This is a genomic window from Pseudomonas sp. B2M1-30 (genome assembly GCF_025447575.1).
Lineage (GTDB): Bacteria > Pseudomonadota > Gammaproteobacteria > Pseudomonadales > Pseudomonadaceae > Aquipseudomonas > Aquipseudomonas botevensis.
In genome coordinates, this window is the sequence record NZ_JAOEJT010000002.1 from 437,194 (window position 1) to 459,506 (window position 22,313).

A 22,313-nucleotide genomic window follows, 5' to 3' on the forward strand; every position below is an offset into this window, starting at 1 on the left:
CCCGCACGAGGCGGGCTTCGGTAGTGCGTTCAGGCGTCTGGCTCACCTTGGGGAGGTAACACGACCAGACATCAGAACGCAGTACTTAGGGTCAACGACAGATTGCGCGGATCGCCATAAATGGCGCCGGCATAGAAGCCGTATCGGGTGTAGTAGGTTTTGTCGAAAAGGTTGTTGGCATTCAGGGTGAGCGAGGTGTCATCGGTAATGTCGTATTTGGCCATCGCGTTCCAGATCGCATAGCCAGACCAGTTGACGTCGGTCGGGCCACGGCTGACGCCGTTGGTTGGAGCGCCTGCCGGCGTGGAAGTGACGCGGATGTTGGTCTGTGCGGTCACGCCGGTGCCCAGCGTCAGGCGGTCAAGCGCACCGGACAGACGATAGGTGGTCGAAGCGCGGAACAGGTGCGACGGATCATTGCGGCCATCGGCGTCAAGTCGACGCATGTGCAGGTAGGTGTAGCCGCCGTAGACATTCCAGTCCGGGGTGAGGGCGCCGGACACTTCGATATCGATGCCATCGGTTTCCACGCCTGTTCCGGCCTTGTACGCCGTGGCGCCGGAAGGGGTCAGATTATCGCCGTCGGTGACCGCTTTGTTTTCCTGCTTGGTCAGGAAATACGCCACCTGCGCATTGACCTCGCCGTCGAACCATTCGCCCTTGATGCCTGTTTCATAGCTCTGGCCACGGATGGGTTCGATCTTGCTGCCGCTGGCGCTTTCTTCGCTCTGCGGGCTGAAAATGTCGGTGTAGCTGGCGTAGAGCGAGTAGGTGTCGTTGAGGTCATACACCGCCCCCAGATACGGCGTGACGATGCCGTTTTCCTGCTGATTGCTGCGTGCGCCTGAGGTTGCGAGCGTGGTGTTGCTGTAGTCGCTGACCCGGGCCCCGAGGATGACCGAGAGGGGATCGGTAATGCTCAAGCGGGTGGCGGCGTACATGCCTTGCAGGCGGGTGGTGGTCTTGGTGTGCAGGCCGGTTTGTTGCGCGACGATCGAATAGTCGTCGTTGACGCCATTTCGCCAGTCGCTGAGCGCAAAGCCGTTGTTGGCCCTGAACTGACAGCCCAGAGAACTGGCGCTGATACGGCTTGAGCTGACCATGTTGCAGCGATACTGAGGCACCCACGCCACCGTGCGGCTGTCGTTGTAGCCGAACATGGCCTGGTGAGTGCGGCCGAACAGGCTGAAAGGTCCGGTCAAATCCACCTGTGCCGACTGTTGGGTGGTGTCCGTTGAGCTGTGCAAACCGTTGAGCACCGCGCCGCTACCGTCCTGATTCCAGTACCCACGATAAGTACCTGCGCCGGCGAGTTCACTTTGGCCAGGCCACGGTGGTTCAACGCATCTGTAGTACTCTGCGCGACTTTAAGGTTCAGGTTCCAGTCGTTGTCGAAGCGATGCTCCAGCGAACCAAACGTGGTGCGGGTGGTGAACTCGCCGAAGCTCCAGCTCGGCACGACATTGGTGCTGCGTGGCAGGTCGGTTTTGGCGCCGTTGCCGTACCAGATCGGAATGTTGGCGCCCCAGCCGCCACCCACGGTTTTAGAGTACTCATACTGATAGCCCGCGCCGATGGTCGTGGCATCCGTCAGGTCGAATTCGAAATTGGCCAGGGCTGCCCGCGAGCGATCCGATTGCTGATCGCGGAAGGAGTTGGCGTCCTGCTGCGTCATGACGAAACGCGAACGCAGCCGGCCGTCTTCCGACAGTGGCAAATTCAGATCCGCGCCAAGACGGCGTTTGTCCCAACTGCCATAGGTGACGTAAGCCTTGCCGCCGAACTCGGTGCCGGGACGCTTGCGAATAAGGTTGATCGTCGCCGAAGGATCGCCCGTTCCACCCAGGAGGCCGTTGGCTCCCCGCACGATATCGATACGCTCGTACATGTCCATGTTCAGCGCGTTGCCACTGCCACTGAAGTCAGATCCGCCCTGAACCTGCAGCCCATCGACTTTCCAGTTGGTGACCGGATAACCGCGAGCACGAAACTCTGTACGTCCGCCCACTTCCGACTTGCTCACGCTGATGCCCGGCGTGGCTTCCAGGGCCTGTTCGATGTTGGTGATCTGGCGGTCGGCCATTTGTTGCTGGGTGATGGTCGTGACCGACTGCGGGGTTTCTCGTGGCGAGAGTTTCATCCCCGTGGAACTGGTGGTGCTCTTGACCGTGTAGCCGAGCTGCTCGTTGCTCTCATTGGCCTGGGGCAGGCTGGCCTGGACATTCACCGCATCCAGCTCGACGGCGTCGGCGACGGCATTTGGACTGATAAAGCCTGCAACCGCGCTTAATCCCATGGCGATAAAAAGTGCGGATTTCGGGTGGCTGCATGCCTGTGTTTTCAGCAAAAGCGGTGAATAGTCCTTCATGTTGCCCCATGTTGTCATTGGTAACGGTTCGTATTTGCAGATGATTTTTGCTAGCATTTTATGCATCGCGGCTCTGCGCTCTACCACTGGCTTGTATGGGGATGTAATGGATTGTAATGAGGGCATCTGCCCCCCGGTCTTGAAGGCCCATCCGCTGGTCAAGACCCTGCTGGTCGTGGATGACGACGATGAAATACGCGAGCTGCTGTGCGACTACCTCAGTGAAAACGGCGACTGTGTACTCGCCGCCGCCGATGGTCCGCAGATGTGGCAGCAACTGGAACAGCAACCCGTGGATCTGGTGATACTGGACGTCATGCTGCCTGGCGAGGACGGTTTGAGCCTGTGTCGACAACTGCAAGCCCGACCAGGTCTGAGCGTGATCATGTTGTCCGCCAAAGGCTCTGCACTGGATCGCATCATCGGCCTGGAAGTCGGCGCTGACGATTACGTCGCCAAGCCGTTCGAGCCGCGTGAATTGTCGGCCCGGATCAAAGCGGTACTGCGCCGCCCGGTTCGTAGCGCGCCCGAGGAGAGGCCACGTCCGGAGCCACAGCATCAGTTCGCCGGGTATCGGCTCGATCATGCCAAACGTGTTCTCAGCGTCCCGCAAGGATCATCTTTCACGTTGCCGCGTTCTGATTTCAGAGTGTTGCGGGATCTGCTGGATGCGCGCGAGCAGGTGTTGTCCCGAGATCAGCTGACGCGCAGTGCAATGGGCCGTGATTACTCGCCGGATGATCGCAGCGTCGACATGTGCATCAGTCGCCTTCGCCAGTATTTCAAGAGCGCCGAGGATGGCCTGGTGCAGATCCTTACGGTGCGCAATGAAGGGTATCTGTTGAGCATTTCCAGCATGGCCGCCGATTGAGATGATTCGTGACCGCCTGCTCAACGGCTTGAGACGTCTGTGGCCCAAGACACTCTTTGCCCAACTGACATTGATCATGGTGACTGGCACGCTGGCCGTTCAACTGCTGTCGAGCAGCATCTGGTTCGATGTGCGCTTCGCCCAGGTACTCGAGGCCCCTTTACGTCTGATGGCCAGCCGTTCCGCCGATCTGATTCGCCAGGGCGGTTGTCATCCCGACGAAGTGATAAAGGCACCTGCGAACTATCAGGTCCAATGTCTGGACTCTGAACCTGCGATACATGCCGATTTGCAACGAGGTGCCCGGCGTACCGAAATGCTGCTCAACCAGGCGCTGACGTATGAGCTTGGTCACGAGCAATCGGTCAAGGCATTGATGATTCAACTGACCGATCTGCAAGGCAAGCCAGTGGTCTGGCGCAGTCTATTCGGGTTGCAGACGGCGCTGACCCATGTCTGCTTTGCCGTGCGGCTGCCCGATGGTCACTGGCTGGAAGTCGACGGTCAGGAGTTGCAGGGCTGGAGTGGCGAGTCGGCCTGGGCGCTGATCACCGATTACATTCTCAGGGTCTACGTGCTGCGGATAATGGCGGTGTTGGCCATTTGTTGGATAGCTGTCCGCTTGTGCCTGAGCCCGCTCAAAAGGATGAGTGATGCCGCCAGGGCACTGGGTAAAAACCTCGATCAACCACCCCTCATTATTGAGGGATCATCGGAAGTCCGTCAGGCCGCGCGCACGTTCAATTCCATGCAACAGCGAATCGTGGCGATGGTCAATGACCAGAGCTTTTTCCTCGCGGCCGTTTCCCATGACCTGCGCACGCCCCTGACTCGTATGCGCTTGCGCATCGAGCGGCTGAAAGAAGTCGATCACCGCGAGCGCCTGAAGCAGAACGTGCAACAGATGGATCGGATGATCGCCCAAGTGCTCGATTATCTGCACAGCGCCAAACAGCATTCTTTCCAGTTTGTGGACGTCGACAAGCTGTTGCATCGACTGTGCACGGATTTGGCAACCAAAGAAGAGAACCTGCCGGTGACCGGGCGGGGAGGGATGATCCACGCAAACGAAGTGTTGCTGCAGCGCTGCCTGCAGAATCTGTTGGAGAACGCTTTACGTTATGCCTGCCAGATCGAGATACATGTCGAGAGGACACAAGAGGCGGTGCTGATCAGCATCACCGACCGTGGTCCCGGCATTACGCCAAGCCTGCTCGACTCCATCACCGATCCGTTCGTGCGTGGAGAGAGCTCGCGCAATGGCCAGTCTGGCGGATATGGCCTGGGACTGAGCATTGCCAAGCGTATTGCGGCGAGCCAGGAGGGCGCGCTTGAACTGTCGAATCGGCAGGGGGGCGGGCTCAGAGTGAGCGTAGGTCTACCTTACATACGTGAAAGCTGCCGGACGGATTGCTGTTGATCCACGTTTAACCTGATGCCTTCGTGCCCGAAGCCGCTTTCAGGCGATAAGCGGCTGGGGAGCAGCCAAACCAGCGGTTGCAGGCGCGGTAAAAACTGCTGACCTCCTGAAACCCCAGACCTTTGGCGATCACCGCAGAACTCTGGTCGGTCGTACCGATCAAGTGGCGGGCGAGCTGCAAGCGGGATTCGTCCAAAAGCTCCCTGACCCCCGTTTGCTCCTCATCCAGCCGGTTACGTAGCATTCGTGGACTCAAATTCATGGCACTGGCGATACTTTCGAGTGAAACCACGACACCTGTGGCCAGACCCGAGACAATATGATTCTTCACCACGGAAGACATTTTTACGGGGAAGTTCTGGATTTCCAGGTTGACCAGGTTGTCGTGATGAATTTTCAGTTCGGGAAATCCGGTTGGCAACTTCTGATTCCAGTCGTGAACAGAGATCGTTATTTTGTTGATCAGATTGGAAAATGTCAGATTTTCCCCGAAAAGGACTTTAAGTTTGCTTGTGTCGACAGGGGCTTCATAACTAAATGTTGTTGCGACAGGTACGACCTTGTTAAATGGCAGTAACCAATGAACAATTCCAATCAGCGTGGCAAAATAACAGTCTATATAAGATCTGGAAAGATTCAGTAGCTCCAGCCTAAGAAATACGACGCTAAACGAGTCAGGCTCTTCAAGAACCAATAGTGGAGCTCCGTCCGACAATATTGCGGAGAGTCGCGAAAGAAGCAATAACGCGTCACCTAGAGTAGCGCTGGACATTAAAGGGTAGAGTTGGGATTGAAGTTGTCCTGGGTGAAACTCTTCATAACAGGCCAGCCCGATGTCTGTGTTTCCCGAGTCGGACTGTAGGCAGAGCATAAACTTCGATACGTCTTTTATTTTTGTCCGCTGCCCGCTATCCGCCAAAGCGTTCAAATAGTTGTATAGATTTTCTGTTTCATCAGATGTCGCTTGCGCATGCTCTTTTAATCTGAGCATGACTTTTGTACAGGACGGTGCAATGGTTGACATAAGTAGGGATTCAGACCTTTAGCTTTTCTGGTTTTGTGCTCTTAGCTGACCAGGGGACAGAGAAAACCAACGCTGACAGGCTTTACTCAGGCTGCTTGACTGGCTGAAGCCGAGAATGGAGGAAATCTCCTTCAGGCTCAACGCGGAGCTGGCGATCAAATTGCTGGCAAGTTCTTTTCTCAATGCCTCCTGGAGTGCAGAAAACGTTACACCTTCCTCTTCAAGGTATTTTTGCAGTGTGCGTTTACTCATGTTCAGGGTTGTGGCCATTTCCTGAAGCGAGATCAATCGTCCCTCGGTCATGCCGGAAGAAAATACTGAACGAACTTTTTCCATCAATGAGCCATTTATTTTTTCTTCGAGTTGCGCATCGGCATATCGACGGTGAACGTCTTCAAATCCCGGGTTTCTGCTGTAAATCGATTTCTTTTTGATCTCGCTATCGAATACCAGGCGGATATGTGGCGCATCGAAATTGATGTTTTTACCGAATAGCCGCTGCAGATTTATCGTTTCAGCCGGCTTTGGATAGGGCAGATCTACAAAAACCGGCTGTAGTTTCAACGGAAACGCAAGCCAATGAATGAGCCCGAGAATAACGGCTGCTGCGGCGTCGATAATGTGCCGAGTGACTTCGGTGCTGGGTAATCCTTTATTGAAAGCCGAAATGATGAAGTGCTCGTTTTCGTCATCCAGTGTAATGAATGATGAGTCAGCCACTAATGGGTGATATTTGGCCAGGCGTTCAAGCGCGATGTCGAGGGTTGGACTGGACATCAACGAATAGCCGGCTATTCCAAAGAAGTCCGGTCTGGCATGTTTGTAGGCTGACAGACCGATATCCGCATCGCCTGAATACTGAGAGGCGTCATTAAAGAAACGACAGGCTATCGAAAGTTTTAACTTGTCATCGTCATTTTCTTCGATTAACTGCTCAGCGTAATGATTGACCAGCGATTTTATTTTAAAGTTGCTCGATGATATGGCCTGAATGATATTTCTGAAAGAACTTGCGGAAATCGTACACATCACTTTGCCTGAAGTTTTTATGGGTTAATCATCGATGGCACACAATTTACGAGAGGGCAATTTGCGCGGCAGGACATAATAAAAGAAACTCAAGACACTAGGCAAGGCAGCGCAGCAATGTGATCATCGCCTTCGTAATAGCGCATGGCCATTTGTCTTGATTTGTTAATCAAAGATTGATTATCAAGGAAACAGCGCAAGCGTCTCCGTCGACATGCAGAGCGCGACAAATCAATAAGGGAGACCGCAGCAAGGATTTGCGTCTTTTTTGGACTGGTGTTCCATAAAATACCCAAGTAGTTGGTGGCGGAGGAGCTTATGGAGCTATTTTCTTATACAGAGACGAGTTCTGATCTCAAGTTTTGCAGCGTTTCGTCCGAAGATGCACGCGAGTTTGTCAATTGGTTCTATCAGGAGCTCGCGCAAGGCCATTTTTTTCTCGCTTTCCAGCCGATTATTGCTGTCGGCTCAGACAGGTTTTTTTATTACGAGGGCCTGCTTAGGCACTGCAACGGCCCGATGAAATTCAGCCCGTTTGCAATTCTGGAAGGGCAAAAATCTATAAGGGATCTTGATCATTGTGTGGTGTCGAGCGTGATTGCCATGTTGCGCGAGCATCCCGCAATCAGGCTGGGTTGCAACATCTCGGCGCAAAGTGCAGTCGTTGATGAACAATGGAAAAGTATCATTTCTCAATTGAAGGCTGAGCCGCAGCTCGCTGAACGCCTCGTCATTGAAATCACCGAAAGTGCATCTCCCGATCAAAGCGCCGCAGCTGATTTTGTCATTCACATGCGAAGTGTTGGCTGCCTGTTGGCCGTTGACGATTTTGGCTCAGGTTTCAGCACACTTGAATTCATCCGTGTCGCGTCTCCCGACATTATAAAAATCGATAAGGGCTACCTGCTGCGCGCGAGCAATTGCGCAACGGCTGCCAAGGCATTTGAGCATCTGGTCGGTCTCTGCAAAACCTTCGTTCCCTATGTGATTGCGGAGGGCGTCGAGTTCGAGGCGGATACCGAACGCTTGGCGAACTGCGCTGTGGAGTGGATGCAGGGGTTCTTTACAGGTCGGCCTGAGCGCTGCCTGCCGGGTATCACTGGGCAGTGTGTCGTTGGTAACTACCTGTAATGGAGTGATCACCACTGATATCCAGTTCAAATCTTCTCAAATCGAGTTCAGGAAGTAGATTCATGCCCCAAAATCATCGCTTGCATGATATGACCTCCGAGCCTTTACCGAGCCTGTCTCTTCCTGCGTTGACTACCGGTGCATTCGCGGTCGGGACGGTGTTTCTGCAGAGCATTTATCCCGTTCACTGGGGCATCTCTTGCGCGGCAATCCTGTTGGCGACGCTCATGTCGGCGTATTGGCTCAATCCGCTCCGGCGCCGGCAACCATCCAACCGCTTTGTGCTGCAAGGGGCAATGTCCTCGGCGCAGCCTGATGCTGCGGACGATGATTTGCAGGCGTTATGTCTGAAGGCAATGCCCATCTGGTCGAGCCAGATCGAGATCTCCCGCAACCAGACCGAAGTGGCAGTCGTTGAGCTGACCGACCGATTCGTCGGCATTGCTTCGCGCCTGCAACAAACCGTACAGGCATCACAGCAAGCCGCCGGTGATCTGGTCGGGCAGGGCGGTGGCGGCGTGAACGAGACCCTGGCCAGCGGCAAGCAGGACTTGCGCAGAGTGATCGAGTCACTGCGCATCACCCAGCGAAACCGTGACGAAATGCTGGCGCAAGTGCAGAAGCTCAACGACTACACCGGTGAGTTGAGCAACATGACCAAAGAGGTCAAGGCCATCGCTTCGCAAACCAACCTGCTGGCCCTCAACGCAGCGATTGAAGCGGCCAGAGCGGGCGAGGCAGGGCGCGGTTTTGCCGTCGTGGCCGACGCGGTGCGCAAGCTCTCGCAGGAGTCCAGCGCAACGGGTGAGCTGATGTCGAGCAAGGTGGACATCATCAACGCCGCGATCGCTCAGGCAGTGGGCGTTGCGGACAGCAACAGCGAGCGTAGCGCCGACATGATTGCGCAGTCCGAGGAGACGATCCGCAACGTGCTCGCCCGTTTCGGCGATGTCACGGCGCGCCTGAGCCACTCCGCCGAGTTGCTGCAGCGTGAAGGCAGCGGCATACGCGAGGAGCTCGACGACGTGTTGGTGGCGTTGCAGTTCCAGGATCGTACCAGCCAGATCCTGTGCCACGTGCGTAACAACCTGGATCAGTTGCTGGAGCACCTGCACACCCGCGCAAACGCTCCAAGCCAGGCGGGCACTCTAGACACCTTGAGCTGGCTGGCCGAGATGGAGCGCACCTACGCCACTGACGAGCAGCGCCAGTCCCATAAGGGCGGCTTACAGCAGTCGGGCACTGAACATGAAATTACTTTTTTTTAAGGAACCGCTCTCGTGGCAAAGACCATTCTCGTTGTGGATGACTCCAGCAGTGTCCGTCAGGTTGTCGGCATTGCGCTCAAAGCGGCTGGCTACGACATCATCGAAGCCAGCGATGGCCGGGACGCCCTGAGCAAGCTGACAGGGCAGAAAGTCCATCTGATGATCAGTGACGTCAACATGCCCAACATGGACGGCATCACCTTCGTCAAAGAAGTGAAGAAGCTGCCCGCCTACAAGTTCACTCCGATCATCATGCTCACGACCGAGTCCCAGGACTCGAAGAAACTTGAAGGCCAGGCGGCGGGCGCCAAAGCCTGGATCGTCAAACCGTTTCAGCCGGCGCAAATGATGGCGGCGGTCTCCAAGTTGATCATGCCGTAAGGCCCTCAGGGAATCCGCACCATGGCAATCGTCAATCAGTGCCCTGAGGGCGGCGTTAATTGGGTTATCGACGGGGAGCTGACCATTTACACCGTCGCAGAGCTCAAGGCTGAGTTGTTGCCCTCGCTCGCGCCGAACGGCGACGTCGAAGTGGATCTTGCCCTCGTCAACGAGATCGACAGCGCCGGCGTTCAGTTACTCCTGGCGCTACGGCAAGCCGTCACGGCGTGCGGGAATGCGCTGCACATGAAGGGTGCTAGCCCGGCAGTACGCGACGCGCTGCAGTTGTGCAATCTCGCGCATGTGTTTGATGGTCACGCGAGCCTCATTTGAGGCTCGCAAATTCAAAGGGCAGTTGGACGATCCATGGATATCAACCTCGATTCCGCGTTGCAGACCTACATCGTCGAAGCCCGCGATCTACTCCACCAGATGGAGGAAGCGTTGCTCGTTCTGGAAAACGACCCGAACGACAGCGACACGGTCGACAGCTTGTTTCGCGGTGCGCACACCATCAAGGGGTCGGCCGGCCTGTTCGGTTTGACCCCCATCGTCAGCTTCACCCATGGCGTGGAAGACCTACTCGATCGCGTGCGGGATGCGACGCTGAACATCGACAGCGCGTTGATTGCCTTGCTACTGGCATGCACGGACCATATTTGCGAACTCGTCGATGTCGTCGCCGAGCGCAGCGCCAGCCTTGATGCGCAGGCAGTACAGCGCGAAAACGCCCTGCGTGAACGGCTGATGACGTATCAGGTTTCGACACCAACGAGTCCAGATACGTGGGTGCGCCAGTCTGTGATCGACGATTCTGCAGTGCGGGCAGCCAATCTCGACTGGCATATTTCCCTGCGCTTCGGTGAGCAGGTTTATCGCAATGGCATGGACCCGTTTTCGTTCCTTCGCTATCTGAACACCCTCGGCGAAATCCTCCATATCGTCACCACTACGACGGCCATGCCTGCCTTGCCTGAGATGGACCCTGAGTCCTGCTATCTCGGCTTCGACATCCGTTTTCGCTCCGCTCAAACGTTTGAAACGATCAACGAGGCTTTCGATTTCGTGCGCGACGATTGCGCCGTGCACATCCTGTCGCCGCGCGCTTCATTGAGTGAGTTTGCAGCCTTGCTGGGGCAACTTCCGGAAAGTCGCGATCACGCCGAGCGTTTGTTGGTGGAGTCCGGTTCGCTGCTGCCGGGAGAACTCGACAGCGTACAGAGCCAGTTACCTACGCAGCCGAGCCCATCAACGGATCTCGAACTGCCTGCTGATCCCGTCCAGTTGCGCGGTGATTCCGCCCCCCAGGCCACCGCACGCGAGCAAAAGAGCCGGGAAAGTCGTTATGTCAGAGTGCATGCCGACAAACTGGAAGAGCTGATCAACCTGGTGGGCGAACTGGTCATCGCCGGGGCAGGCGCGAAGTTGCTGGCGAGCTATAACCCCGAGTCTGAGCTGCGCGATGCCACGGCAGCGGTGGCGGAGCTGGTCGAGAAGACCCTCGATTGCGCGCTCAGAATGCGCATGGTACCCATCGGTGACACGTTCAGCCGCTTTCAGCGAGTGGTTCGCGATGTCAGCAAGGAGCTTGGCAAAGACATCGAGCTTGAGATCAGTGGTGGCGAAACCGAACTGGACAAGACCGTCGTCGAGCGTATCGGCGACCCGCTGATGCACCTGATCCGCAATGCACTGGATCACGGTATCGAGGCCCCGGCGGTGCGCCAGGCCAACGGCAAGCAGGCCAGGGGCCGACTGCGCCTCAATGCGTTTCACGATGCCGGCAACATTGTCGTGGAGATCATCGACGACGGCAGAGGCTTGGACCGTGAACGCATTCTGGAAAAGGGCCGCGAGCGCAATCTCGTGCCTGCCGGGGCGACGCCGAGTGATTCGGACATCTACAACCTGATCTTCGAACCCGGTTTTTCAACCGCCGAGGCGGTTACCAACCTGTCCGGCCGAGGCGTCGGCATGGACGTCGTGAAGCGCAATATCACGGCGCTGCGTGGCTCAATCGACCTGGACAGCCGAAGCGGCGAGGGCACGACCGTGCGAATCCGCCTGCCGCTGACACTGGCGATCATCGATGGCTTCCTGGTGGGTGTAGGCGAGGCCTTCTACGTCATCCCCCTGGAGCGCGTGCAGGAATGCATGGAGCTGACGTCTGCCGCCAACGACGCAGCCCGCCGCTGCGGTTACATCGATCTGCGCGGCGAGGTGCTGCCGCTGCTGTTCATGCACGACTACTTCTCGATTGAAGAGGCAGGCGCGGGCAGTCGCCGGCAGAACGTGGTGGTCGTGCATCACCTGAGCAAAAAAATCGGGCTCGTGGTGGATGAGCTGATGGGCGAGTACCAGACCGTTATCAAACCGCTGGGCAAACTCTTCGGTGCGCTTCACGGGTTTGGCGGATCAAGCATTCTGGGCAACGGCGCGATTGCCCTGATTCTGGATATTCCGGCCTTGCTCACGCGCTTGTCTGAAGACAGCCGAGCCTGCGTCTCCAAAAGCACAACCACATCCGAATCTCTTTCCGTTTCGCAGGGGCAACGCTCATGAACTGGTTCTATAACCTGAAAATATCCACCAAGCTGCTGACGTCTTTCATGCTCGTGCTGGTGCTCACGGCGGGAATGGGGATCTTCGCGGTCTTTCAACTGCAACAGGTGAATTCCAGTTCTACCGACATGAAGGAGAACTGGATCCCGTCGATCCGGCTCGCCGCCGGCATGCGTTTTTATGCGAGCCAGTACCGTACCCGCGAACTGCGCAACGTGCTGGCTGATGATCTGCGGGAAAAAGCCGTACAGGAAAAGCAGGCTGCCGAATCCCGGCATGAGATGGACGAACGGATTCAGCGATACAAGCAACTGGTCAGCGACGAGAACGAACGCCAGATCTATGAATCGGTGATAGACGATTGGAACACCTACCTGAAGTTGAGCCAGTCGGTGTTCGAACTCTCGCGCACCGATCGGCCACGGGAGGCCGAAGCTCTGCTCACCGGCGAATCGAAAGAGGTCTCCGACAGCCTCTCCACCAAACTGCAACAGCTCGTTCAGCTCAATGACGACGGGGCTGCAGCCGCCAGCGACCAGGGTGACCAGATTTACAGCAACGCGCGCTTGTCGATCCTCGTGGCGCTGGCTGTCGCCTTGGGTGTCGGGTTGTTCCTGGCCTTTTTCATCGCACGGATCATTTCCCGCCCATTGATCAATGCCGCCGAGGTTGCCAGCCGTCTCGCCGAAGGCGACCTGACCCCGAACGTGATCGTCACCTCGCGCGACGAGACCGGTGTTTTGCTGGGCGCCATGGACAACATGATCGGCAAACTCTCGCACATCATCGGCGAAGTACGTAACGCTTCTGACAATCTGGCCAGCGCCTCGGAGCAAGTCAGTGCCACGGCACAATCCATGAGTCAGGCCACTAGCGAACAAGCCGCCAGCGTCGAAGAAACCAGCGCTTCGATCGAGCAAATGAGTGCGAGCATCAACCAGAACACCGACAACGCACGTGTGACCGACGGCATGGCCAGCAAAGCCGCCCGTGAAGCGACTGAAGGTGGCCAGTCGGTGCAGCAGACCGTCATTGCGATGAAGAAGATCGCTCAGCGCATCAGTATCATTGACGACATTGCTTATCAGACCAACTTGCTGGCGCTCAACGCCGCCATTGAAGCAGCGCGGGCGGGTGAGCATGGCAAGGGTTTCGCCGTGGTAGCCGCCGAAGTACGCAAACTGGCCGAGCGCAGTCAGGTAGCCGCCCAAGAGATTGGCGAGCTGTCGACGAGCAGCGTGGAAATGGCTGAGAAGGCCGGCAGTCTGCTCAATGAAATGGTGCCTTCGATCAACAAGACCAGTGATCTGGTACAGGAAATCAGCGCCGCCTCCGAAGAACAGGCCGCCGGTGTCGGGCAGATCAATACCGCCATGGCGCAACTCAATCAGGTCACTCAGCAAAACGCCTCGAGCAGCGAAGAGCTGGCTGCGACCGCCGAGGAAATGAGCAGTCAGGCTGAGCAATTACAGGAAGCAATGAGCTTCTTCACTCTCTCCACCACGACATCCTCTGCCCCCCGAGCACGCGCAGCAACACCACCCCGTTCGGCGCCGTCGAGCCCGACAGCCGTTCCGAGCTTTCGACCGGTTGCTGCCAGCGCAGCGATTTCGGAACACGAATTCACGCGATTCTGACGGGAGCATGTCATGAAGGGTTTGGCAGATAAAAGCCGTGTGCAAACACCTCCTGAGGGCGACGGTCAGTACCTGACGTTTACCTCGGGCGGCGAGATGTATGCCATCGCCATTCTAGGGATCAAAGAGATCATCGAGTATGGCGGTTTGACCGTGGTGCCGATGATGCCCGACTTTGTGCGTGGGGTGATCAACCTGCGGGGCGCGGTCGTGCCGGTCATTGATCTGGCGGCACGATTCGGTCAGCCCAATGCAAGCTTGAGCCGGCGCAGTTGCGTGGTGATTGTCGAGGGGCACTCCGAAGCCGAAGGGCGTCAGGACATCGGTCTGTTGGTGGATGCGGTGTCCGCTGTGCTGGATATCGCCGCCAGCGACGTCGAGCCTGCGCCGAACTTCGGCGCCCGGATCAACGCCGAATTCATCAGCGGAATGGCGCGCATGGATGGCAAGTTCGTCATTGTGCTCAACGTTGACCGCGTGTTGTCGGTGGACGACATGGCGGTGATAGGCACTGCTTGCGCCCCGGCTCATCCGGAGCCAGCGTGAGAGCCGTCGATGAACGCTTTTGGCGCGGGGTTGCTGCGTGAATACGATTGTCTTGCACGACAGTGAGTTTCGGCAGTTCCAGTCCTGGCTTCACCGCGCCGCCGGCATCAGCCTTTCAGAAGCGAAAAAGCCACTGGTGGCGGGGCGTCTGTTCAAGCGTCTGCGCCACTATGAGTTCAATAGCTATGGCGAGTATTTAACCCTGATCATGGGGCGCGACGGCGCTGCGGAATTGCAGGTCGCGCTGGATATGCTGACCACCAACGAGACCTACTTCTTCCGCGAACCCAAACATTTTGAGTTCCTGCGCGAAGTGGTCTTGCCTGAGGTCAGGGGCGGCCAGCCGCTTCGGGTCTGGAGCGCGGCCTGTTCTTCCGGCGAGGAGCCTTACAGTCTGGCCATGACCTTGGCCGAAGGCCTGGGGAGCAAACCCTGGGAGATCGTCGCCTCGGATATCAGCACCCAGGTATTGGCGCGCGCCTGCACCGGTCATTACCCGATGACGCGCACCAGCACGTTACCGCGTGAGCTGTTGGTCAAATATTGCCTTAAAGGCATCGGGCGCCAGGAAGGGACGTTCCTGGTAGAGGCCGGATTGCGCAGTCGCATTCAGTTTTTGCAAGTGAACCTGAATGAGCCGCTGGCGCCGATGGGTGAGTTCGAGGTGATTTTTCTGCGCAACGTGATGATCTACTTTGAAATGGAAACCAAGCGCCGGGTGGTGGCGCGCATGCTGCCGCTGCTCAAACCCGGCGGTTATCTGATTGTCAGTCACTCCGAAAGCCTCAACGGCGTGTGCGAAAGCCTGCAATTGGTTGCACCGTCCATTTATCGAAAACCATAAATATGGCCAGACCCATCCCACCGCAACCGGCAGAGGTCTACCTCGAGATCGGGGCGATCTATTTCGGACAGGCCGGCACGCGCATCACCACGTTGCTCGGTTCATGCGTGGCGTTGACGTTCTGGCACCCCACATTGCGCGTCGGCGGGATGTGTCATTGCTTGCTGCCAAGCCGGCGCAACGGCCAACCACCGTTGGACGGTAAATACGTCGATGAGGCTGTGCAGTTGTTGCTCAATGCCATGGCGAAGTGCCGTCGCCCCGTCAGCGAGTACCAAGTGAAACTGTTCGGGGCCGGCAATATGTTTCCTAGCATCGTCGGATCGGGGCCGCAGGTCGATGTGGCAGGGCGCAATGCCGAGGCCGCACGAGAAAAAGCGGCGAGCCTGGGGCTACAGATAGTCGCTGAAGATACCGGCGGCTGGGGTCATCGAAAAGTGGTGTTCGATTTGGCCAGCGGGCATGTCTGGGTCCGTCACGAACGCATCAACAACAGAAGAATGAAATGAATCCGATCAAGGTTTTGGTGGTGGACGACTCTGCGGTCGTTCGCCAGGTGATGCAGGCCATTCTTGACGCCGAGCCAGATATCCAGGTTATTGGTGTGGCCTCGGACCCACTGTTTGCCATCGAGCGCATGCGCAAAGAATGGCCGGATGTCGTGGTACTGGATGTGGAGATGCCACGGATGGATGGCATCACGTTCCTGCGCAAGATCATGGCTGAACGACCGACGCCGGTGATCATCTGTTCATCTCTGACCGAGAAGGGCGCGCAGACAACCCTGCAAGCTCTGGCGGCGGGTGCGGTGGATATCATCACCAAGCCGAGCATGGGCTTGAAGAACTTTCTGATGGAGTCTGCCAGCGAGTTGGTGCGCGCCGTGCGTGGCGCCAAACAGGTAAACATGCGCAATCTCAGTCGGGCACACGCAGCACATGACGCCACGACAGATCAGCCGCCCCCCAAAACCATTGCCGTCAATCCGCGCTATAACGCCGACGCCATCCTGCCGTCAGGCGATGGCCATGCCATGGTCGCCACGACAGAAAGAATCGTTGCGCTGGGCACCTCCACCGGGGGAACGCAAGCGCTGGAATACGTGCTGACCCGCTTGCCCAGAGTCTGTCCAGGCATCGTGATCGTCCAGCACATGCCGGAAAAATTCACCGCATCCTTTGCCACCAGGCTCAACGATATTTCACAAATCGAAGTCCGCGAGGCTCGTAACAACGATCGCGTCTTGCCGGGCACCGCGCTGCTGGCACCAGGTGGCAAGCACTTGCTGCTCAAACGCAGCGGCGCGTTATATCTGGTCGAGGTGCGCGACGGTCCCTGCGTCAACCGCCATCGACCTTCGGTGGATGTACTGTTTCGCTCGGTGGCCAAGTTTGCCGGACGCAACGCAACGGGAATCATCATGACGGGCATGGGCGATGACGGTGCCCGGGGTCTCAAGGAAATGGCCGAGGCCGGGGCCAACACCTACGCCCAGGATCAAGCGAGTTGTGTCGTGTTTGGAATGCCCAAAGAGGCGATCAAGCTGGGAGGGGTAAAGAAGGTCCTGGAGTTGCGGCAGATTCCGGGGGCAATTGTTGGTGGGTGAAGCGGCGGTATTATCCGGACGCGTCGCTGTCGCTGCGATGTGTCATTCTCCGCCACGGACGTGCCAGCGATCTCGATGCTCGAATCGGGCTATTGTCCCATCAATCCCTCTTCAGATCCGTCGTGGCTTTTGTCGTCTCGAGGCGAGCGTCCAAAATAACTTTTGTAGGCGCGACTGAAAGCCGCCTCGGACTCGTAGCCGATCGCGAAACCCACCTCGCCGATCCGGCTGTCCTTTTTGGCCAGCATCGATTTCGCCAGGCTCAGGCGCCATTCATTCTGGTAGCGCAGCGGCGAGCGTCCAACCAATGAGCTGAATCGCTCGCAGAAGCTGGATCGAGACATCCCCGCGATGGCCGCAAGAGCATCGATCCGCCATTGCTGTCCGGGCTTTTCGTGTATGGCCCTCAGCGTTCGCGCAATGCGTTCGTCAGACAAGCCCCCGAGCCACCCCGACGCCATGCCCTGTTGAACCCAGGTGCGGAGGATACGAATGACGATGAGGTCAATGAGACGTGAAATCATCAACGCACCGCCGGGCTGTGAGTCATCGGACTCGATCAGTATGAAATGCAGGATGTTTTGCGCCCACGCTGCCGCTTCGGTTTGCTTGATATGAATGAGCGATGGCAAGGCGAACACCATCGCCTGGAAACTGCTGGCATCAAACCAGAAGCGACAGATGATCAGCGCCGCAGGTCCCTGGGTGGCCATAATCCTCAGGGAGGAGGGGTCGTGGGGCAGCAGGAGAATGTCGCCCTTTTCAACAGTAATGATTTGCTTGTCGGCGCCTTCGATATGGAGTCGCCCGAGCTGCAGCACGCAGATATGTGAGCTTTTTGCATCCAGCTCCAAGCGTTTATCCATGTCCAGTGTTGCTGAGTAGACACGATCCCCTGTCAGGCGAATCTTGGCCAATACCTGCGAGAGCAGATCCCCCGTGGACAGCCCTTCCAATTTCAATTCCGGAAGAATGGTCAAGTTTTCCAGCAAATCAGTCATGTCGGCATGGTCACGTGTTGAATAGTCTGAATGCCTGAATCATAAGGTTTTCAAACGACAAAATTGGCATTTCTGAAGCAAATTTTGCTTTTAACACATCATCCATAAAACAAGGATACATCGCATGTTCGGGATATCTGCCCTCGGCTGGCTGCACACACTTGGAAGCCTGCCCGCCATTCCGCTGGCCGCCTATATGCTCTTCAAACACGGGCGCATCGTACCGAGGTCGCGAGCCGGGGCTGCCTATTTTGTCTTTATGCTGATCGGCGGTTGCACAGTGTTTCTGGTTGCTCGTCAGCCGATCAGTCCAGTGATCGGCGCCATAACACTGTTGTTACTGTTTGCCGGTTACGGAATAGGGTTCGTTCGCTGGCTGGGGCGAGCAGGGGTGTACCTTGAAACGATTCTCTTGAGCCTGACCGTGTTCTTCTTGATGGTTCCGACCGTCTCGGAAACCTTGCGTCGTGTTCCGGATGGCCACCCTGTTGTGACCGACCCGAATTCGCCTTTGCTCAAAGGCGTGCTGGGTTTCATAGCGCTTGCGCTGGTCATGGGTGTCACGGCGCAGGTGGTATTCCTGCGACGTTCTGGAAGATCGAAGTGAGTGATCACAATAGCCCTGATACGAGGAGCTCTTATGACCAGAGTTTCCCCCGTCCCGCCAGCTCCATCAATCTTGCCGGCTGAAGAAAATAAACCGCAGGTGACGACCAGTGGGCCGGATTTCCACTCGCAATTGCAGGCTCAGTCCAACCCTCGTGAGCGGCAGCCCGATACAACACGCGCTCAGGGGCTACTGAATATGACCATGAACGTGTCACGCCGACCGGAAATGGAAGCAATGCTTCAGTCATCGGAGTGGCGCAAGAATGCGGCCAGTGCAACGAACAAACCCGCTCGACCAGTGCCAGGTGCTCGAGCCAGTGGACTTGATATTGCTGACTACAGTTTTCCGGATCGAGACGTGCAGGTCGATGGGGAGGTCGTCAAGCAGGCCTGCTTGAATGAGCACGGTAGCGAGTTCGCTCCAGAGTCCGTCGATGATCCGACCGCATGTACTCCCAACGGCGAAGAGAGCCAACTCAACTCTGACGTTATCGGTGGAGGAGGACTGAATGCGTTCGCCATTGCAGTGGCTTTGTCCCCAATCACGCTCACCTGGGTACCGATTGAAATTGTTCGAGCACCACTGCGATCACCCCGGATCCGGACCTGGCGGCGCAATCCGTTTGCAGCGCAGAGCCATCTTCCAGACACGTCGGATTCAGAGGCAGGAAGTCCCAAACCGGTTCTTGATACTTAATCGTAGACGAACTGGTCAATCAGTCCCAGACGTGGAACGTGGGTGTTTGGCCGTAATATGGCACCGGGGGCTATGACTGCATTTGCCCCGATTTTGCATCCATCACCGACCAAGGCACCGAATTTTTTCACTCCCGTCTCGATCACACTGCCTGCGTAGCGGATGCTGATGTCTGCGCCATCCAACTCGTTACGGTAATTGGCGATGATTGCCCCAGCTTCAATGTTTACGCCTTCGCCAATCAGTGAGTCGCCGACAAAATTGAAGTGAGCAAGCTTGCTGCCATCAAGCATGAAGCTGCTTTTCAATTCGCAGCTTGGTCCGACAATGCAATTGCGGCCGAGATAAACCCCTCCACGCAGGTAAGCCCCCGCAGCCACAAAAGATCCCTCGCCGATGATAATCGGCCCCTTCAGCACAGCACCGTGCTCCACATCGGCGCTTTCGTGGATGGCTACATTGCCGTGGCGGCGATAACTCGCGCCGAGACCTTCCAGCAGGGACAAAACCTGGTTTTCGCAGTCTTGAGAAATCATTCAGGGGGCAGAGGGCAGCAAGCCCAACATGGGCCACCGACTAATAAACGCACTGATCTCAACTAGCTTCATGGCATCCTTCTGGTGCGGACAATGTGGGGAAGTACTGCGCGGCCAACGGCATGTCGATGGCGCCCGGACATGTGCAGCACATACCCGGGCTGATCGCTTATCCCGTCATCAAATAAGGCCAAGGGCGCTGAAAATCACTAGCGATTGCGCGGCAAACGCTTCGGCAGACTCGGTCAGTTCGGCGAGGTTTTCTTCAGCCGTGAGCAAAGGCTGATTGTCCTTGATCAGGACTTCGCCTTGTTCGCCGAGGACACTCCAGGCCAGCATTGCCCAGTCGGCAGGGCGCTTGTTGCCTTGTTTGATCGAAATCAGGAACAACTGCTGGAAGCGGCTGACCGTTACGCCGCCACCGGTGACCGGGCTGGCCAATACCTGGATCTTGGCGCTCAGCAGCGCGCGTTTGCACAGCTGCAGGTTGAGTGTGCGGCAGCGCGCCTCGACTTGTTGTTCGGCGGCTTCGCTTTGGCACGGTGCCGCGGCGCCCATCCCGACCAGTACGGTAATGGCCTGCACCAATTCGTCATATGGCAGCGAGGGCGCGGCCACTGACAGCTGACGCAAGGTTTTTGGCGTATAGGCGTTGGCGGCCAATGCTTCGAGCACCGGGCCGTAGATCTCCACTTGCAGCGATGCTTCGCCGGCCGGCCCACGGACGCTGGCGGACACGCTTTCTGCCGCTTGCAACAGCACAAAGCGCGTATTGAGCAGGGCCTGGCGCTGTTCCGAGGCGGTCAACCGGTTGGCGCCGCGCACGTACAGATCCCGGCGGAAGTGCTGATTGACGAAATAGTCACGCGCCTGTTCGCGCATGACCGGATGCTCGATGCCCTCGAGGAAGTCCATGCCTTCGGCGCTCAGGTTGAGCGGATCCACGGTATCCAGCGGCACCGCCGTCGCCGCGTAGTCGAGCTTGGCTGGCGCCAGGGCATCGACCACGTCGGTGAAGTACATGCAATTCCAGTCGCGGTTGAAGTACTCATGGGCAACGTAGTGGCGATCCTGGCCTTTGATGCTTTGCAGTTTGGCTGCGATGCTCGGGGCCGCAGCGGCGTAGTTGGGATTGGCCGCCAACAGCGTCTCGGAGAACTGCAGGGCGGCGTCTATGCGCTGCTGCGGGTTTGTAGAACTGCTGGTGGCGAAGCGATCGTGCAAGCTGAACAGATGGCGCAACGGTGCCGAAGGCGACCAGCCCGGCAAGCAGTTGTAGCTGACATACAGCATGCCGCCAGGCTTGAGGTGGCGGCGGGCGAATTCAACGATCAGCTTCTGGTTGTCGCGACTGACCCAGGTCCAGATGCCATGCAGGCTGATGCTGTCGAACTGTGGCAAATCCTTGCGCGCGAGTAGTTGTTCGAAGCTGTCGTCATACAGTTGTGCATCGCTGTTCCAGGTACGCGCAAGCGCTTGGGCATGGGCGGCCTGAGCCGGGTGAAAGTCCGTACCGATGAAAGACCCGGGATTGGCGGCAGCATGGATATTGATTGAAACGCCTTGGCCAAAGCCCAGTTCGCAGTGATAACCGTCGCTGGTCTCCAGCGTGGCAAAACCGCGCAACAACAGGCAGTAGCGCTGGAAGACGGGATTGATTTCCCGGCTATAGCTGTAGGTATAACCCTCGTCCGTGAAATACCCTTCGTTCCAGGCGTTGCTCATGCTTGTTTCCTTTATCTCGGGAGGGAAAGCGGTCTTTATACGGGGTAGCCGTGGCGCGCCACAAGCGTAATGAGCGGCACGTGGTTCGGCTTGGGTCAGACATGCTTGAGAGGCATGGTTGAAGCCATTCAATAAGTGTTACCCGGCTACCAATCTGCACTTGTTTGAGGCTCATCGTGAGCCAATAGGTAGCAGACTCTCAGGCCAAGGTCCTGAGACGGTCGCTGTCTCATTTCGCAAAAATCATTGGAATCAAACGCTTGGCAAGTGCTGGCGCAATTTGGCACGCGTCGTGCTTTTCTGCATTCATGGATAATTGGATACAAAAATACAAAAAAGGTGCCGTCATGCAATTCGCTCCCGCGTATGAACAACGACAACCGATGACGGCCGAGGAGGAGGCCTACAACTTTCTCCTGGAAGGCATCTGTGGCGGGCGTTACCGCAAGGGCGATCGACTGATTGCCGAGGACATTGCCGGCGAAATCGGCATGAGCCGCATGCCCGTGCGCGAAGCCTTCCGCCGTCTCGACGCCCAGGGATTGGTCACGCTCAGGCCCAACCGTGGCGCAATTGTCAGCGGTCTGGATGTAGAGGAAATGCACGAAGTCTTCGAGATGCGCAGCGCCCTGGAGGGGCTGGCGATGCGAATCGCGGTGCCGAAGATCACTGAGCGTCAGTTGGTGGCCCTGGAGCGACTGCTCGATGAAATGGACGACTACCGCGACGAGAGTGCGGCCTGGGTCAGCCGCCACCGCAAGTTCCATGAATACCTGTGCAGTCTCAGCGGTCGCCCGCGACTGCTGAAGCAGATTTGCGCCCTCTATTCGCTGATCGAAGCCCCGATGCGCCTATGGCTGCAGCATGTGGAGAAGCCGCTGAGTGCTCGCCAGGAACACACGATGATCCTTGATGCGATTCGGGCCGGTGATGCTGACAAGGCCGAAGCGGTGGTGCGCGAACACATCGAGGGAACCGTCCCTGAGCTGATCAAGTTTCTGCAATCCGAAAGATAACCAAAGAGCGGTCAACAAGGCCGCCGATGTTGTGACTTTGAG

20 protein-coding genes and 1 pseudogene are annotated in these 22,313 nt (G+C 57.2%); 15 read left to right on the plus strand and 6 right to left on the minus strand.

Going from position 1 to position 22,313, the window contains the following annotated elements:
* Nucleotides 1-71: 71 nt before the first annotated feature.
* Nucleotides 72-2,296: pseudogene (locus N8H74_RS05670) on the minus strand (TonB-dependent siderophore receptor).
* Between the two features lie 226 nt (nucleotides 2,297-2,522).
* Between N8H74_RS05670 and N8H74_RS05675 the strand changes: the two are divergent.
* Nucleotides 2,523-3,239 carry a response regulator transcription factor gene (locus N8H74_RS05675; protein ID WP_217829997.1) on the plus strand — a complete coding sequence of 239 codons (717 nt, stop codon included), beginning with the start codon at nucleotides 2,523-2,525 and terminating at the stop codon, nucleotides 3,237-3,239.
* A gap of 1 nt (nucleotide 3,240) precedes the next feature.
* Nucleotides 3,241-4,659: an ATP-binding protein gene (locus tag N8H74_RS05680; protein WP_262146528.1), complete on the plus strand. Its 1,419-nt coding sequence runs from the start codon at nucleotides 3,241-3,243 to the stop codon at nucleotides 4,657-4,659.
* A gap of 7 nt (nucleotides 4,660-4,666) precedes the next feature.
* Here N8H74_RS05680 and N8H74_RS05685 read toward each other — a convergent pair whose 3' ends face one another.
* Both N8H74_RS05685 and N8H74_RS05690 read right to left on the minus strand, forming a co-directional pair.
* Nucleotides 4,667-5,683 carry an AraC family transcriptional regulator gene (locus N8H74_RS05685; RefSeq protein ID WP_217829948.1) on the minus strand — a complete coding sequence of 339 codons (1,017 nt, stop codon included), beginning with the start codon at nucleotides 5,681-5,683 and terminating at the stop codon, nucleotides 4,667-4,669.
* Nucleotides 5,684-5,701: 18 nt separating this feature from the next.
* On the minus strand, nucleotides 5,702-6,712 hold the full coding sequence (locus tag N8H74_RS05690; RefSeq protein WP_217829949.1) for an AraC family transcriptional regulator: 1,011 nt from the start codon (nucleotides 6,710-6,712) through the stop codon (nucleotides 5,702-5,704).
* 318 nt (nucleotides 6,713-7,030) lie between these two features.
* Between N8H74_RS05690 and N8H74_RS05695 the strand changes: the two genes are divergently transcribed.
* The 10 genes from N8H74_RS05695 to N8H74_RS05740 all read left to right on the plus strand — a co-directional run bounded on the left by N8H74_RS05695 (nucleotide 7,031) and on the right by N8H74_RS05740 (nucleotide 16,687).
* On the plus strand, nucleotides 7,031-7,843 hold the full coding sequence (locus N8H74_RS05695) for an EAL domain-containing protein (RefSeq protein ID WP_217829950.1): 813 nt from the start codon (nucleotides 7,031-7,033) through the stop codon (nucleotides 7,841-7,843).
* 62 nt (nucleotides 7,844-7,905) lie between these two features.
* A complete protein-coding gene (locus N8H74_RS05700; protein WP_217829951.1) occupies nucleotides 7,906-9,111 on the plus strand; it encodes a methyl-accepting chemotaxis protein in 1,206 nt (401 codons plus the stop codon).
* A gap of 12 nt (nucleotides 9,112-9,123) precedes the next feature.
* On the plus strand, nucleotides 9,124-9,492 hold the full coding sequence (locus tag N8H74_RS05705) for a response regulator (protein WP_217829952.1): 369 nt from the start codon (nucleotides 9,124-9,126) through the stop codon (nucleotides 9,490-9,492).
* Between the two features lie 21 nt (nucleotides 9,493-9,513).
* Nucleotides 9,514-9,825 (plus strand): STAS domain-containing protein, encoded by a 312-nt coding sequence (locus N8H74_RS05710; RefSeq protein ID WP_217829953.1) that lies wholly within the window; start codon nucleotides 9,514-9,516, stop codon nucleotides 9,823-9,825.
* A 33-nt stretch (nucleotides 9,826-9,858) separates the two neighbouring features.
* Nucleotides 9,859-12,054 (plus strand): chemotaxis protein CheA, encoded by a 2,196-nt coding sequence (locus tag N8H74_RS05715; RefSeq protein WP_217829954.1) that lies wholly within the window; start codon nucleotides 9,859-9,861, stop codon nucleotides 12,052-12,054.
* On the plus strand, nucleotides 12,051-13,691 hold the full coding sequence (locus N8H74_RS05720; protein WP_217829955.1) for a methyl-accepting chemotaxis protein: 1,641 nt from the start codon (nucleotides 12,051-12,053) through the stop codon (nucleotides 13,689-13,691). The genes N8H74_RS05715 and N8H74_RS05720 overlap by 4 nt, the downstream gene beginning before the upstream one ends.
* A 12-nt stretch (nucleotides 13,692-13,703) precedes the next feature.
* Complete coding sequence (locus N8H74_RS05725) at nucleotides 13,704-14,237, plus strand: chemotaxis protein CheW (RefSeq protein ID WP_217829956.1); 534 nt, start codon at nucleotides 13,704-13,706, stop codon at nucleotides 14,235-14,237.
* A 37-nt stretch (nucleotides 14,238-14,274) separates the two neighbouring features.
* Nucleotides 14,275-15,081 (plus strand): protein-glutamate O-methyltransferase CheR, encoded by an 807-nt coding sequence (locus N8H74_RS05730; RefSeq protein ID WP_217829957.1) that lies wholly within the window; start codon nucleotides 14,275-14,277, stop codon nucleotides 15,079-15,081.
* Nucleotides 15,082-15,083: 2 nt separating this feature from the next.
* Nucleotides 15,084-15,590, plus strand: a complete 507-nt coding sequence (locus N8H74_RS05735) for a chemotaxis protein CheD (RefSeq protein WP_217829958.1) — start codon at nucleotides 15,084-15,086, stop codon at nucleotides 15,588-15,590.
* Nucleotides 15,587-16,687 (plus strand): chemotaxis response regulator protein-glutamate methylesterase, encoded by a 1,101-nt coding sequence (locus tag N8H74_RS05740; RefSeq protein WP_217829959.1) that lies wholly within the window; start codon nucleotides 15,587-15,589, stop codon nucleotides 16,685-16,687. The genes N8H74_RS05735 and N8H74_RS05740 overlap by 4 nt, the downstream gene beginning before the upstream one ends.
* A gap of 89 nt (nucleotides 16,688-16,776) precedes the next feature.
* On the opposite strand, the gene N8H74_RS05745 is transcribed toward N8H74_RS05740, so the two are convergent.
* Nucleotides 16,777-17,688, minus strand: a complete 912-nt coding sequence (locus N8H74_RS05745; protein ID WP_217829960.1) for an AraC family transcriptional regulator — start codon at nucleotides 17,686-17,688, stop codon at nucleotides 16,777-16,779.
* A gap of 124 nt (nucleotides 17,689-17,812) precedes the next feature.
* On the opposite strand from N8H74_RS05745, the gene N8H74_RS05750 reads away from it, so the two are divergent.
* Complete coding sequence (locus N8H74_RS05750) at nucleotides 17,813-18,295, plus strand: hypothetical protein (RefSeq protein WP_217829961.1); 483 nt, start codon at nucleotides 17,813-17,815, stop codon at nucleotides 18,293-18,295.
* A 33-nt stretch (nucleotides 18,296-18,328) separates the two neighbouring features.
* The gene (locus N8H74_RS05755; protein ID WP_217829962.1) at nucleotides 18,329-18,994 is read left to right on the plus strand and encodes a hypothetical protein; all 666 of its coding nucleotides are present in this window, start codon (nucleotides 18,329-18,331) and stop codon (nucleotides 18,992-18,994) included.
* Here N8H74_RS05755 and N8H74_RS05760 read toward each other — a convergent pair.
* On the minus strand, nucleotides 18,991-19,530 hold the full coding sequence (locus N8H74_RS05760; protein ID WP_225929866.1) for a DapH/DapD/GlmU-related protein: 540 nt from the start codon (nucleotides 19,528-19,530) through the stop codon (nucleotides 18,991-18,993). The genes N8H74_RS05755 and N8H74_RS05760 overlap by 4 nt on opposite strands.
* A 180-nt stretch (nucleotides 19,531-19,710) precedes the next feature.
* Entirely contained in the window at nucleotides 19,711-21,255 is a 1,545-nt protein-coding gene (locus N8H74_RS05765) for a class I SAM-dependent methyltransferase (protein ID WP_217829963.1), read from the minus strand.
* A 347-nt stretch (nucleotides 21,256-21,602) separates the two neighbouring features.
* Here N8H74_RS05765 and N8H74_RS05770 point away from each other — a divergent pair, with 347 nt between their 5' ends.
* A complete protein-coding gene (locus tag N8H74_RS05770) occupies nucleotides 21,603-22,271 on the plus strand; it encodes a GntR family transcriptional regulator (RefSeq protein WP_262146531.1) in 669 nt (222 codons plus the stop codon).
* Nucleotides 22,272-22,313: the final 42 nt, after the last annotated feature.

Excerpts from the sequence above, each read along its gene's own strand:
- N8H74_RS05680 (WP_262146528.1), top strand. The coding sequence starts at position 3,241 with ATGATTCGTGACCGCCTGCTCAACGGCTTGAGACGTCTGTGGCCCAAG.
- N8H74_RS05685 (WP_217829948.1), bottom strand. The coding sequence starts at position 5,683 with ATGTCAACCATTGCACCGTCCTGTACAAAAGTCATGCTCAGATTAAAA.
- N8H74_RS05690 (WP_217829949.1), bottom strand. The coding sequence starts at position 6,712 with ATGTGTACGATTTCCGCAAGTTCTTTCAGAAATATCATTCAGGCCATA.
- N8H74_RS05695 (WP_217829950.1), top strand. The coding sequence starts at position 7,031 with ATGGAGCTATTTTCTTATACAGAGACGAGTTCTGATCTCAAGTTTTGC.
- N8H74_RS05700 (WP_217829951.1), top strand. The coding sequence starts at position 7,906 with ATGCCCCAAAATCATCGCTTGCATGATATGACCTCCGAGCCTTTACCG.
- N8H74_RS05710 (WP_217829953.1), top strand. The coding sequence starts at position 9,514 with ATGGCAATCGTCAATCAGTGCCCTGAGGGCGGCGTTAATTGGGTTATC.
- N8H74_RS05715 (WP_217829954.1), top strand. The coding sequence starts at position 9,859 with ATGGATATCAACCTCGATTCCGCGTTGCAGACCTACATCGTCGAAGCC.
- N8H74_RS05720 (WP_217829955.1), top strand. The coding sequence starts at position 12,051 with ATGAACTGGTTCTATAACCTGAAAATATCCACCAAGCTGCTGACGTCT.
- N8H74_RS05725 (WP_217829956.1), top strand. The coding sequence starts at position 13,704 with ATGAAGGGTTTGGCAGATAAAAGCCGTGTGCAAACACCTCCTGAGGGC.
- N8H74_RS05735 (WP_217829958.1), top strand. The coding sequence starts at position 15,084 with ATGGCCAGACCCATCCCACCGCAACCGGCAGAGGTCTACCTCGAGATC.
- N8H74_RS05740 (WP_217829959.1), top strand. The coding sequence starts at position 15,587 with ATGAATCCGATCAAGGTTTTGGTGGTGGACGACTCTGCGGTCGTTCGC.
- N8H74_RS05745 (WP_217829960.1), bottom strand. The coding sequence starts at position 17,688 with ATGACTGATTTGCTGGAAAACTTGACCATTCTTCCGGAATTGAAATTG.
- N8H74_RS05750 (WP_217829961.1), top strand. The coding sequence starts at position 17,813 with ATGTTCGGGATATCTGCCCTCGGCTGGCTGCACACACTTGGAAGCCTG.
- N8H74_RS05755 (WP_217829962.1), top strand. The coding sequence starts at position 18,329 with ATGACCAGAGTTTCCCCCGTCCCGCCAGCTCCATCAATCTTGCCGGCT.
- N8H74_RS05760 (WP_225929866.1), bottom strand. The coding sequence starts at position 19,530 with ATGATTTCTCAAGACTGCGAAAACCAGGTTTTGTCCCTGCTGGAAGGT.
- N8H74_RS05765 (WP_217829963.1), bottom strand. The coding sequence starts at position 21,255 with ATGAGCAACGCCTGGAACGAAGGGTATTTCACGGACGAGGGTTATACC.
- N8H74_RS05770 (WP_262146531.1), top strand. The coding sequence starts at position 21,603 with ATGCAATTCGCTCCCGCGTATGAACAACGACAACCGATGACGGCCGAG.